The organism is Enterobacter asburiae, from assembly GCF_008080435.1.
GTDB classification, from domain to species: Bacteria; Pseudomonadota; Gammaproteobacteria; order Enterobacterales; family Enterobacteriaceae; genus Enterobacter; species Enterobacter asburiae_C.
In genome coordinates this window covers 1-13,373 of the sequence record NZ_VRKN01000014.1, presented here as the reverse complement: position 1 = coordinate 13,373, position 13,373 = coordinate 1, and the positions used below count along the sequence as shown (strand labels likewise).

The 13,373-nt window shown below is 57.0% G+C and carries 8 protein-coding genes; 2 read left to right on the top strand and 6 right to left on the bottom strand.

The features are described 5' to 3' along the window. Positions 1 to 176 precede the first annotated feature (176 nt). Entirely contained in the window at positions 177 to 1,685 is a 1,509-nt protein-coding gene (glpD, locus tag FU672_RS19680) for a glycerol-3-phosphate dehydrogenase (RefSeq protein WP_148244489.1), read from the top strand. Between the two features lie 88 nt (positions 1,686 to 1,773). Here glpD and glgP read toward each other — a convergent pair whose 3' ends face one another. The 6 genes from glgP to asd all read right to left on the bottom strand — a co-directional run bounded on the left by glgP (position 1,774) and on the right by asd (position 12,495). Next, complete coding sequence (gene glgP / locus FU672_RS19675) at positions 1,774 to 4,221, bottom strand: glycogen phosphorylase (RefSeq protein ID WP_148244488.1); 2,448 nt, start codon at positions 4,219 to 4,221, stop codon at positions 1,774 to 1,776. Positions 4,222 to 4,239: 18 nt separating this feature from the next. Beyond that, positions 4,240 to 5,673, bottom strand: a complete 1,434-nt coding sequence (gene glgA, locus FU672_RS19670) for a glycogen synthase GlgA (protein ID WP_148244534.1) — start codon at positions 5,671 to 5,673, stop codon at positions 4,240 to 4,242. Further along, the gene (gene glgC / locus FU672_RS19665) at positions 5,673 to 6,968 is read right to left on the bottom strand and encodes a glucose-1-phosphate adenylyltransferase (RefSeq protein WP_148244487.1); all 1,296 of its coding nucleotides are present in this window, start codon (positions 6,966 to 6,968) and stop codon (positions 5,673 to 5,675) included. The genes glgA and glgC overlap by 1 nt, the downstream gene beginning before the upstream one ends. Positions 6,969 to 6,985: 17 nt before the next feature. Beyond that, on the bottom strand, positions 6,986 to 8,959 hold the full coding sequence (glgX, locus tag FU672_RS19660) for a glycogen debranching protein GlgX (protein ID WP_148244486.1): 1,974 nt from the start codon (positions 8,957 to 8,959) through the stop codon (positions 6,986 to 6,988). Then, positions 8,956 to 11,142, bottom strand: a complete 2,187-nt coding sequence (gene glgB / locus FU672_RS19655) for a 1,4-alpha-glucan branching enzyme (RefSeq protein ID WP_148244485.1) — start codon at positions 11,140 to 11,142, stop codon at positions 8,956 to 8,958. Before glgB ends, glgX begins: the two co-directional genes overlap by 4 nt. Positions 11,143 to 11,391: 249 nt before the next feature. After that, positions 11,392 to 12,495, bottom strand: coding sequence for an aspartate-semialdehyde dehydrogenase (asd, locus tag FU672_RS19650; protein ID WP_032662235.1), 1,104 nt, complete (start codon positions 12,493 to 12,495; stop codon positions 11,392 to 11,394). A 177-nt stretch (positions 12,496 to 12,672) separates the two neighbouring features. Between asd and yhgN the strand changes: the two genes are divergently transcribed. Next, positions 12,673 to 13,266 carry an NAAT family transporter YhgN gene (yhgN, locus tag FU672_RS19645; RefSeq protein ID WP_003861574.1) on the top strand — a complete coding sequence of 198 codons (594 nt, stop codon included), beginning with the start codon at positions 12,673 to 12,675 and terminating at the stop codon, positions 13,264 to 13,266. Positions 13,267 to 13,373 lie beyond the last annotated feature (107 nt).

The following is a 13,373-nucleotide window of genomic DNA, read 5'->3' as shown; positions in this document are numbered from 1 at the left end:
ACAGTGGTCAACGACACGATTTTACCCCGTAGTGTACGTCCTGGCGGCGGGTAAACGCCATTATGTTATCCATATCACTCTAAATTGTTTTTTTGATGTTACCAAAAGCGCGTTCCTTTGCTATTATGAGCGATATCGAACATTTCTGAGCTTTAACGAAAGTGCGTGAGGGTGTTATGGAAACCAAAGATCTGATTGTGATAGGCGGTGGCATCAACGGTGCCGGTATTGCGGTCGATGCCGCAGGACGCGGTTTATCCGTACTGATGCTGGAAGCTAACGATCTCGCCTGCGCGACGTCGTCCGCCAGCTCAAAACTGATTCACGGTGGCCTGCGCTACCTGGAACACTACGAATTCCGCCTGGTCAGTGAAGCACTGGCCGAACGTGAAGTGCTGCTGCAAATGGCACCGCATCTGGCTATTCCGATGCGCTTCCGCCTGCCCCATCGCCCGCATCTGCGTCCGGCGTGGATGATCCGAATTGGTCTGTTTATGTACGATCATCTGGGTAAACGCACCAGCCTCCCGGGTTCGAAAGGTTTGCGTTTTGGCTCAGAATCGGTCCTTAAGCCTGAAATCGTGCGCGGTTTCGAATATTCCGACTGCTGGGTGGACGATGCGCGCCTGGTGCTGGCGAATGCCCAGATGGTCGAGAAGAAAGGCGGCGAGGTGAAAACCCGTACCCGCGCGACCGCTGCCCGTCGTGAAAACGGCCTGTGGATTGTGGAAGCGGAAGACATCGATACCGGCGAGAAATTCAGCTGGAAAGCGCGCGGCCTGGTGAACGCTACCGGCCCGTGGGTGAAGCAGTTCTTCGACGACGGCATGCATCTGCCTTCGCCGTACGGCATTCGCCTGATCAAGGGCAGCCACATTGTGGTACCGCGCGTGCATACGCAGAAGCAGGCCTACATTCTGCAGAACGAAGACAAGCGCATCGTGTTTGTGATCCCGTGGATGGACGAATTCTCGATCATCGGTACCACCGACGTGGAGTACAAAGGCGATCCGAAGAACGTCGAGATCGACGAAAGCGAAGTGAACTACCTGCTCAAAGTGTATAACGCGCACTTCAGGAAACAGCTGTCACGCGATGACGTGGTCTGGACCTACTCCGGCGTGCGTCCGCTGTGCGATGACGAGTCTGACTCACCGCAGGCCATTACCCGCGACTATACGCTCGATATTCACGACGTTGACGGTCAGGCACCGCTGCTTTCCGTGTTTGGCGGCAAGCTGACCACCTACCGCAAGCTGGCCGAGCACGCGCTGGAAAAACTGGCGCCGTACTATAAAGGCATTGGCCCGGCATGGACCAAAGGCGCGGTACTGCCCGGTGGTGATATCGGCGATAACCGCGATGATTACGCCGCGAAGCTGCGCCGTCGTTTCCCGTTCATCACCGAAGGGATGGCGCGCCACTATGCCCGCACCTACGGCAGCAATACCGAGCTGTTCCTGGGCGATGCGAAGGACATTGCGGATCTGGGCGAACATTTCGGCCACGAGCTATATGAAGCCGAGCTGCGCTACCTGGTTGAGCACGAGTGGGTGCGTCGTCTGGATGATGCTATCTGGCGTCGTACCAAAGAAGGGATGTGGCTCAACGCCGAGCAGCAGTCTCGCGTGGCGCAGTGGTTGCTGCAAAATGCGGGAAAGCGTGAATTGTCACTCGCGTCGTAATTAGAAAAAATGCCCGGTGGCGCTGCGCTTACCGGGCCTACGGGATCGAGTAGGCCGGGTAAGGCGAAGCCGCCACCCGGCTTTGTTTTTACAACCTCACCGGATCAATATGCCAGATCGTATCGGCATATTCCTTGATGGTCCTGTCAGACGAGAAATACCCCATATTGGCAATGTTATACATCGCGGCGCTGGTCCACTTCTCCTGCTGACGATACAGTTCGTCTACCTTATCCTGACAGTCAACGTAGCTGCGATAATCCGCCAGCACCTGGTAGTGATCGCCAAAGTTAATCAGCGAATCCACCAGATCGCGATAGCGGCTCGGTTCATCAGGGCTAAACACGCCGGTCGCGATCTGCGTCAGCACCTGGCGTAACTCTTCATCCCCTTCGTAATATTGACGTGGCGAGTAGCCTTTCCTGCGCAGCGCCTCCACCTCTTCCGTCGTATTACCGAAGATAAAGATATTTTCTTCGCCCACGTGCTCCAGCATCTCGACATTCGCCCCGTCAAGCGTACCAATGGTCAGCGCGCCGTTAAGGGCAAACTTCATGTTACTGGTACCCGATGCTTCCGTACCCGCCGTGGAAATCTGCTCAGAGAGATCCGCCGCCGGGATGATCATCTGCGCCAGGCTTACGCTGTAGTTAGGAATGAACACCACCTTCAGCTTGTCGCCAATGTCCGGATCCTGATTGACCACCTTCGCCACATCGTTGATGAGATGAATGATGTGCTTCGCCATGTAGTAGGCAGAAGCCGCCTTACCGGCGAAGATCTTCACGCGCGGTACCCATTCGGCCGTTGGATCGGCCTTGATGCGGTTGTAATGGGTGATCACGTGCAGCACGTTCATCAGCTGACGCTTGTATTCGTGAATGCGTTTGATCTGAACGTCGAACAGCGCTTTCGGGTTTGCTACCACGTTAAGGTGCATCGCCAGCCAGACGGCCAGACGCTTTTTGTTCAGCAGCTTGGCTTCGCGCACGGCTTTGTTCACCGTCGGGAAATCAATATGTTGTTCCAGCTCGCTCAGCTGGCTCAAATCGGTACGCCAGGTACGGCCGATATTCTCGTCCAGCACCTCAGAGAGCGGCTGGTTGGCCAGCGCCAGCCAGCGGCGTGGCGTGACGCCGTTGGTCACGTTACAGAACCGCGTCGGGAAGATCTTCGCGAAGTCCGCAAACAGCGACTGCACCATCAGGTTCGAATGTAGCTCGGACACCCCGTTGACCTTGTGGCTGATGACGACCGCCAGCCAGGCCATGCGCACGCGGCGACCATTCGATTCATCAATGATGGAAGCCCTGCTCAGCAACCCGGTATCGTTCGGGTACTGCTCCTGCAGCGTCTTGAGGAAGTAGTCGTTAATCTCAAAGATAATCTGCAGATGGCGCGGCAGGATTTTGCCGAGCATGTCCACCGGCCACGTTTCCAGCGCTTCACTCATCAGCGTGTGGTTGGTGTAGGAGAACACCTGACAGGTCACTTCAAACGCGTCATCCCAGCTGAACTTATGCTCGTCGATCAGCAGGCGCATCAACTCCGGAATGGAGAGCACCGGGTGGGTGTCGTTAAGGTGGATCGCGGTTTTCTCTGCCAGGTTGGCGTAGGTTTTGTGCAGCTGATGGTGGCGGCTGAGGATATCCTGAATCGTCGAGGAGACGAGGAAATACTCCTGACGCAGGCGCAGCTCGCGGCCGGAGTAGGTCGAGTCATCCGGGTACAGCACGCGGGACACGTTCTCGGAGTGGTTTTTATCTTCCACCGCCGCAAAGTAGTCCCCCTGGTTGAATTTACCGAGGTTAATTTCGCTACTGGCCTGGGCACTCCACAGGCGCAGCGTGTTGGTGGCATCGGTATCATAGCCGGGGATAATCTGGTCGTAGGCCACGGCCAGGATCTCTTCCGTTTCTACCCAGCGGGATTTTTTGCCTTCCTGCTGGATACGCCCGCCAAAGCGCACTTTGTAACGCGTATTGTGGCGCTTGAACTCCCACGGGTTGCCGTACTCCAGCCAGTAGTCCGGCGACTCTTTCTGGCGCCCATCGACGATGTTCTGTTTGAACATACCGTAGTCGTAGCGAATACCGTAGCCGCGGCCCGGCAGCGCCAGCGTTGCCAGCGAATCGAGGAAGCAGGCGGCGAGACGCCCGAGACCGCCGTTGCCGAGGCCCGGGTCGTTCTCTTCGTCAATCAGTTCTTCTAAATCTAACCCCATCTCTTCCAGTGCGGTTTTGACGTCGTCATAAATACCGAGCGACAACAGCGCATTGGAAAGCGTGCGGCCAATCAAAAATTCCATCGACAGGTAGTAAACCTGACGCGTTTCCTGCGAGAGCTGGGCGCGGTTTGAGCGCAGCCAGCGTTCCACTAAACGGTCACGCACCGCAAACAGGGTGGCGTTCAGCCACTCGTGCTTGTTTGCAATAACCGGATCTTTCCCGATGGTGAACATCAGCTTGTAGGCGATGGAGTGCTTTAACGCCTCAACGCTGAGTGTAGGTGAAGAGTAGCTAAATGGAGCATTCATATCAGTAACTTCGCCTCGTTACATCAAGCGTTGATAGAGATCGCGGTATGACTGCGCCGCGACATGCCAGCTAAAGTCCATGGACATCGCCTGGCGCTGTACGTAACGCCAGAGTGATGGACGGGACCACAAGACGAAAGCACGCCGAATCGCCCGAAGCAGCGACCAGGCATTACTGTCCTCAAAGACAAACCCGCTGGCGATACCGTCCGCCAGGTTTTCCAGAGAGCTATCGGATATGGTATCCGCCAGTCCGCCCGTGCGGCGTACCAGCGGCAGCGTGCCGTATTTCAGGCCGTAAAGCTGCGTCAGGCCGCAGGGTTCGAAACGGCTTGGCACCAGGATGACGTCCGCGCCGCCCATAATGCGGTGCGAAAATGCCTCGTGGTAACCAATCTGCACGCCCACCTGCCCCGGATGTTCCGCCGCGGCGGCAAGGAAACCTTCCTGCAGCACCGGGTCACCCGCGCCGAGCAGCGCCAGCTGTCCGCCCTGCTCCAGTAAACCGGGCAGCGCCTCAAGTACCAGATCCAGCCCTTTCTGACTGGTCAGGCGGCTCACTACCGCGAACAGCGGCACCTTGTCGTTAACCTTCAGGCCCATCGCAATCTGCAGCTGGCGTTTGTTTTCCGCTTTGTCTTCCACAGAATCACGACCATAGCGTGCTGCCAGCAGGAGATCGGTTTCCGGGCTCCAGATCTTTTCATCCACGCCGTTCAGAATGCCCGACAGGCGGCCTTCGCGATGGCGCTGCTGCAACAACCCTTCCATGCCGTAGCCAAACTCCGGCTGGGTGATCTCACGCGCGTAGGTTGGGCTCACGGCGGTAATATGATCGGCGTAATAGAGCCCGGCTTTCAGGAACGAGATCTGCCCGTTAAATTCCAGTCCGTGCATGTTATAGAACGATAATGGCAGATCGATTTCACTCATGTGATGGGCATAGTACATCCCCTGATACGCCAGGTTATGCACGGTAAAGACCGATTTCGCCGGGTGACCGCGCGCCGCGAGATACGCCGGGGCAAGCCCGGCGTGCCAGTCGTGCGCGTGCACCACGTCCGGGCGCCAGAACGGATCCAGCCCTACCGCCATTTCTGCACCGACCCAACCGAGTAGCGCAAAGCGCAGCACGTTGTCGGTGTAGGCAAACAGGTTCGTATCGTGATACGGGCTGCCCGGTCGATCGTATAAGTGCGGCGCGTCGATCAGGTAAATCCCTACGCCATTGTAATGTCCAAACAGCAGGGTGATGCGTCCGGCGAAGGTCTCACGGCGGGTCACCACTTTTGCATCGGGAATACCACGCCGGATATCCGGAAAGGCGGGCAGCAGGACTCGGGTATCCACCCCTCCGGCGATTTGCGCTGCCGGTAATGCCCCCAGAACATCTGCCAGACCGCCCGTTTTTAACAACGGGAACATCTCAGAACATACGTGTAAAACCTGCATCATCGCTCCTGTTTGATCTGCAGCTTCCGCAACATTTCCCGTGTGACTAACACGATCCCCTCTTCCGAACGATAGAAACGACGCGCGTCTTCTTCCGCGTTTTCACCAATCACCATCCCTTCAGGAATGACGCAGGCACGATCGATCACGCAGCGACGCAGACGACACGAGCGACCTACCCAGACATCAGGCAGTAAGACTGCCGAATCGATATTACAGAATGAATTTATCCGCACGCGGGGGAACAGCACCGACTGCACCACTACCGAGCCTGAAATAATGCACCCGCCGGACACCAGCGAGTTCAGCGTCATACCGTGGCTGCCGGAGCGATCCTGAACAAATTTGGCCGGCGGCAGCGATTCCATATGGGTACGAATCGGCCAGTTCTGGTCGTACATATCCAGCTCAGGCGTGACTGACGCCAGGTCGAGGTTCGCTTTCCAGTACGCTTCCAGCGTTCCCACATCGCGCCAGTAGGGTTCCGCATTCGGGTCGGACTGCACGCAGGACAGCGGGAAAGGATGTGCATACGCCATGCCAGCTTTCGTGATTTTCGGAATGATGTCTTTACCGAAGTCGTGGCTGGAGTTTTCGTCCTTGTCGTCTTCTTCCAGCAGCTCATAAAGATATTCTGCATCAAAGATGTAGATCCCCATGCTGGCAAGCGATTTGGTGTCATCTCCCGGCATAGTTGGCGGGTTCGCCGGTTTTTCAACAAACTCGATAATTTTGTCGTCGGCATCCACGTGCATCACGCCAAACGCTGTCGCTTCAGCAACGGGCACGGGCAGACACGCCACGGTGCAGCGCGCCCCTTTTTCGACGTGGTCGATGAGCATGTGGGAGTAATCTTGCTTGTAGATGTGGTCCCCGGCGAGGATCACGATATATTCCGCGCTGTAGCGACGAATGATATCGAGGTTCTGCGTCACCGCATCCGCCGTCCCGCGGTACCAGTTCTCGCCGTGGACGCGTTGCTGAGCAGGAAGGAGATCGACAAACTCGTTCATCTCTTCGCTGAAGAATGACCAGCCGCGCTGGATATGCTGAACCAGCGTGTGCGACTGATACTGCGTAATGACGCCAATACGGCGAATGCCCGAGTTCAGGCAGTTGGAGAGCGCAAAGTCGATGATGCGGAACTTACCACCAAAGTGGACAGCCGGTTTGGCGCGCTTGATGGTCAAATCTTTCAGACGGGTACCACGCCCACCCGCAAGTATCAGGGCAACCGTTTTTAAGGGTAGCTGGCGTGCCAACATTAAGGGATCGTTCTTCTCTAATCTAACCATGACTAACTCCTTTTTTATCATCTTTGGAATACGCACACTCCGTGCGCAGGCCCGTGCCAGACAGCCATTACTACCGGATTATCCGCTCCGGCAAAGGGGGGAACAGCTCGCCATTCCCCTTCAGGTAAAACAATCTCTGCGACGTCATCCGTCGCGTTCAGCGTGACCAGCCATTTATCCGAGAGCAGGATTTGCAGGCGTGGTACGCCGTGTTGCCACTCTTGCGCGCTTAACGGTTGCGCGTCTTGATTCAACCAGCGAACGTTGCCGTCACCCTCTTCCCACCAGCGGTCGGCGGTCAGCGCGGGGATCTGCTGGCGAAGATGGATCAGCGCAGCGGTAAAATGAATCAGCCCGCTGTTGGCTTCACCCCAGTCGAGCCAGGTTAACGTGTTGTCCTGGCAATACGCATTGTTGTTACCGTGCTGGCTGTGGCCGTGTTCATCGCCTGCCAGCAGCATCGGCGTGCCCTGCGACAATAAAAGCGTTGTCAGTAGCGCATGAACGCTGGCGCGTCGCCGCTCGATAACATCAAGGCTTCCGCCTAACCCTTCTATACCATGATTAAAGCTATGGTTATTGTTAGTACCATCGCGATTCTCTTCGCCGTTTGCCTCATTGTGTTTCTGATTGAAACAAACGCAGTCCCTGAGCGTAAAACCGTCGTGTGCCGTCAACAGATTGACGGTGGCCGACGGGCGTTTGCCGTCGCGCTTAAAGAGATCGCTTGAAGCGGCAAAGCGTCCGGCGAACTCTCCCAGCGACAGATTCCGTTCCAGCCAGAAGCGGCGCGCGGCATCGCGGTAGTGATCGTTCCACTCGGCAAACAGCGGCGGGAAATTCCCGACCTGATAACCGCCTTCACCGATGTCCCACGGCTCGGCAATGAGCTTCACCTGCGAGAGCACCGGACAGTTTTTTATCGCCTCAAACAGCGGCGCCTGCTGGCTGAACGCCGGCGTGCGCCCCATCACGGGCGCCAGGTCAAAACGAAAACCGTCGACGTGGAACGTCTCCACCCAGTATTTCAGGCATTCATAAGCAAAATGCGTAACCGCCGGATGGCTGAGGTTGAGCGTGTTACCGCAGCCGGTCCAGTTCTCATAATCGCCATCCTGCCTGATCCAATAATAGCTACGGTTATCAATTCCGCGCATGGAGAGCGTCGGACCGTCGAGATCGCTTTCTGCACTGTGGTTCAGCACGATGTCCAGAATGACCTCAATGCCCGCCGTATGGAGCGCCTTCACCGCATCGCGAAACTCGTCCCGCGCCTTTTCCGGATGGGCGGCATAGCGTGGTTCAAGCGCGAACATCGCCAGCGGGTTGTAGCCCCAGTAGTTGCTTAGCCCCAGCCGCTGCAGGCGCGGCTCGCTGGCAAAATGGGCGATGGGTAACAGTTCCAGGGCGGTGATGCCGAGGTGTTTCAGGTAGGCGATCATGGTGGGATGCCCGAGCGCCTTATAGGTGCCGCGCATCTCTTTGGGGATCGACGGGTGCAGGTACGTCAGCCCTTTGACGTGGGCTTCATAAATGACGGTATTGCCCCACGGTGTCTTCGGTGGGGCATCGTCTTCCCAGTCATAAAGATCGTTCACCACCACGCTTTTTAGCGCGACGGGCGCGCTGTCGCGGTGGTCTGGCTCGCCGTAGCCCACGTGGAAGAGCGGGTCGTCTTTAAATTCACCGTCCACGCGGTGCGCGCACGGGTCAATCAACAGCTTCGCCGGGTTAAACCAGTGCCCCTGCGCCGGTTCCCATGGACCATGTACGCGAAAGCCATAATGCATGCCTGGCCGTCCTCCGGCCAGGTAGCCGTGCCAGGTATCCCCCGTGCGCTCAGGTAAATCGTAACGGTGCTCGTTACCTTCCCCATCAAACACGCACAGTTCTACCCGCTCAGCGTGAGCGGAAAAGAGGGTGAAATTGACACCCTTTCCGTCAAAACGCGCGCCGAGCGGTTCGGGTTTACCTGCCGTAAGCTGCGTCATTCACCCTCCCGCATCAGCCAGATAGTGCCAAGCGGCGGTAGCGTCAGGCTCAGGGAGTTTGGTCGCCCGTGGCTTTCGATGGCATCGCTCTGTACCAGCCCGCCGTTACCGGCGTTGCTGCCGTGGTAGTGCATCGAGTCGGTATTCAGAATCTCGCGCCATTTGCCCGGCTGGTTAATGCCGAAGCGGTAGTGTTCGCGCGGCACCGGCGTGAAGTTGCTGGCGACGATGATCTCGTTACCCGCTTTGTCACGACGCACAAAGACAAACACCGAGCGTTCATGGTCGTCCACCACCAGCCATTCAAAGCCGTACGGATCGAAGTCGAGCTCGTGCAGCGCTTTGTGATGGCGGTAGGTCAGGTTCAGGTCGCGCACCAGACGCTGCACCCCGTGGTGCCAGTTGTCGCCGCCTTCCAGCAGATGCCAGTCGAGGCTGGCGTCGTGGTTCCACTCGCGCCCCTGGGCGAACTCATTGCCCATAAACAGCAGTTTTTTGCCCGGGAAGGCAAACATCCAGCCGTAGTAGGCACGCAGGTTGGCAAACTTCTGCCACGCGTCGCCCGGCATGCGGTCGAGAATGGATTTTTTGCCGTGCACCACTTCATCGTGCGACAGCGGCAGCATGAAGTTTTCGGTGTAGTTGTAGAGCATCCCGAACGTCAGCTTATCGTGATGGTACTGACGGTGAACCGGATCCAGCTTCATGTAGTCGAGCGTGTCGTGCATCCAGCCCAGGTTCCACTTATACCAGAACCCCAGGCCGCCTAATGACGGCGGACGGGAGACGCCCGCAAAGTCGGTCGACTCTTCCGCCATGGTCACGGCACCGTCCACCTGCTCGCCGATAATGCGGTTGGTATTGCGCAGAAATTCAATCGCTTCCAGGTTTTCACGGCCGCCAAACTCGTTCGGGATCCACTCGCCCTCTTTACGGCTGTAGTCGCGGTAGATCATCGACGCCACCGCATCGACGCGCAGGGCATCAATACCAAACCGCTCGATCCAGTACAGGGCATTCCCGACCAGGTAGTTTGCGACTTCACGGCGACCGTAGTTGTAGATCAGCGTATTCCAGTCCTGGTGATAGCCTTCGCGCGGATCGCTGTGCTCGTACAGCTTCGTGCCGTCAAACTCTGCCAGCGCAAAATCATCCGACGGGAAATGGCCCGGCACCCAGTCGAGGATGACGTTCAGCCCGGCGGCGTGCGCGGCATCAATGAAATAGCGGAAGTCATCGCGCGTGCCGAAGCGGCGCGTTGGCGCATACAGCCCGGTGGGCTGATAGCCCCAGCTGCCGTCGAACGGGTGCTCGTTAACCGGCAGCAGCTCAAGGTGAGTAAAGCCCATCCATTTGGCATACGGCACCAGCTGGTCGGCAAGCTCCCGGTAACTCAGCCAGAAGTTGTTATCGGTGTGGCGACGCCAGGAGCCAAGGTGTACTTCATAGACGGAGATCGGCGCATCAAAGCGGTTGGCCTGTTTACGCTCCTCCGTCTGAACGACCTTCTCCGGCAGGCCGCAAATCAGCGACGCGGTATCCGGGCGCATCTGTGCTTCGAAGGCATACGGGTCGGCTTTAATGCGCAGCTTGCCGTGGGCGTCGATCATCTCAAATTTATAAAGCTGCCCGTGATGTGCCCCGGGGATAAACAGCTCCCAGATACCGGTTTCCCGGCGCAGGCGCATCGGGTGGCGGCGACCGTCCCAGTAGTTGAACTGGCCGACAACGGAGACACGCTGGGCGTTAGGCGCCCACACGGAGAACCGCGTGCCGGTAATGCCGTCCATGGTATCGGCATGGGCACCCAGCGTTTCATAAGGGCGAAGATGCGTTCCTTCGGAGAGCAGCCAGGCATCCATCTCTTTAAGCAGAGGGCCAAAGCTGTAAGGATCGTCAATCAGGTTTTGCTGACCGTGCCAGAGAACGGCGAGCTGATAGCGAAAAGGGTTTTTACGACGGGGCATCACGCCCGAGAAGAAGCCACGGGAATCGAGGCATTCAAGATTACCGACCTTGCGGCCGGTTTTGGGTTCAATCACCCAGACTTCTGTGGCATCCGGTAACAGTGCCCGAACTTCAAGGCCATCCTCAGTATGATGCATCCCAAGCACAGAAAAGGGGTCAGCAAAATGACCCGCAATAAGCGCATTAATCACGTCTCTATCCACACGATCGGACATGGTATTCATCCTGTTTTTTATGTCGTCCTTTTTAAGCGCTCCGGGACGACTTTTAATGTGACCTGAACGGGACAGCACAAAAATGTGCATCCATTCTGCTCCGTTCGAACCTCAGGTAAGAAATGACTCTTCCTTAAAGCATAGCCAACGCTCTAGATGACTCCTGATAAAAAATAAGACATACGCGTGTTACTCCATGTAGTACGCAAAAAAAAGGGGTGAAAATCACCCCCGGTATTTAACAAATTATTACGCCAGCTGGCGCAGCATGCGGCGCAACGGCTCGGCGGCGCCCCACAGGAGCTGGTCACCGACGGTGAACGCAGAGAGATACTCCGGCCCCATGTTCAGTTTGCGCAGACGGCCAACCGGCGTGGTCAGCGTGCCGGTAACGGCAGCAGGGGTCAGCTCACGCATGGTGATATCGCGATCGTTTGGTACCACTTTCGCCCACGGGTTGTGCGCGGCCAGCAGCTCTTCCACGGTCGGAATAGACACATCTTTTTTCAGTTTAATGGTGAAGGCCTGGCTGTGGCAGCGCAGCGCGCCGATACGCACGCACAGACCGTCAACCGGAATGGTGTTCGCAGTCGCGAGGATTTTGTTGGTCTCGGCCTGGCCCTTCCACTCTTCGCGGGTCTGGCCGTTATCCAGCTGTTTGTCGATCCACGGGATCAGGCCACCGGCCAGCGGTACGCCGAAGTTATCCACCGGCAGCTCGCCGCTGCGGGTCAGCTGAGTAACCTTACGCTCGATATCAAGAATAGCGGACGCCGGGTTTGCCAGCTCGGTCGCCACGCTGTGGTGCAGCTGGCCCATCTGGGTCAGCAGCTCGCGCATATGACGCGCACCGCCGCCGGACGCGGCCTGGTAGGTCGCCACGGAGACCCACTCCACCAGATCCTGCGCGAACAGGCCGCCGAGGGACATCAACATCAGGCTGACGGTGCAGTTGCCGCCAACAAAGGTTTTCACGCCGTTGTTCAGGCCGTCGGTGATGACGCCCTGGTTCACCGGGTCGAGAATGATGATGGCATCGTCTTTCATACGCAGCGAAGAGGCCGCGTCAATCCAGTAGCCCTGCCAGCCGCTTTCACGCAGCTTTGGATAGATTTCGTTGGTATAATCGCCGCCCTGGCACGTCACAATAATGTCGAGTGCCTTCAGCGCTTCCAGATCGTAAGCATCCTGCAACGTGCCTGTGGTACCACCAAAGGACGGAGCAGCCTGGCCAAGCTGGGAAGTGGAGAAGAAGACCGGGCGGATAGCGTCGAAATCGCGCTCTTCAACCATGCGTTGCATGAGTACAGAGCCGACCATACCGCGCCAGCCGATAAAACCAACGTTTTTCATAGCATTTTTTTCCTGCTGAGGGTGTGTGCTGTTTGTGCAAGCCAGTATTGAACTGGGATATGCTTCACATTACAAAATGCTGCCAAAGTCGCAAGCGAAATTAATCGATGATTGCCCGGCAATCAGAAATACAGCTAATTATCATAATAACCATAGAGAATTTCAGGGATAATTTACATGAGTGAAATCATTTCCGCAGCGGTTTTATTGATTCTGATAATGGATCCACTGGGCAACCTGCCGATCTTCATGTCGGTGCTGAAGCACACCGAGCCGAAGCGCCGCCGGGCGATCATGATCCGTGAGCTGCTCATCGCCCTGCTGGTGATGTTTATCTTCCTGTTTGCGGGTGAAAAAATTCTCGCGTTCCTGAACCTGCGCGCCGAAACCGTGTCGATTTCCGGCGGGATTATTCTGTTCCTGATTGCCATTAAGATGATTTTCCCGAGCGCGGAAGGCAGCAGCAGCGGCCTGCCTGCGGGTGAAGAACCGTTTATTGTGCCACTGGCGATCCCCCTCGTCGCCGGGCCAACGATTCTGGCCACGCTGATGCTGCTGTCGCATCAGTATCCGAACCAGATGAGCCATCTGGTGATTGCCCTGCTGATTGCCTGGGGCGGGACGTTTATTATCCTGCTGCAGTCGTCCCTGTTCCTGCGCCTGCTGGGTGAGAAAGGGGTGAATGCGCTGGAACGTCTGATGGGGCTGATTCTGGTAATGATGGCGACGCAGATGTTCCTGGACGGGATCAGGGCGTGGATGAAAGGATGACTTTCTCCCTCTCCAACAGGGCTGAGGGTCCCCCACAAAATAATGCCTGCACGGACAACCCCCTCTCCCTTGAGGGAGAGGGCTGGGGTGAGGGGGAACATACGGCT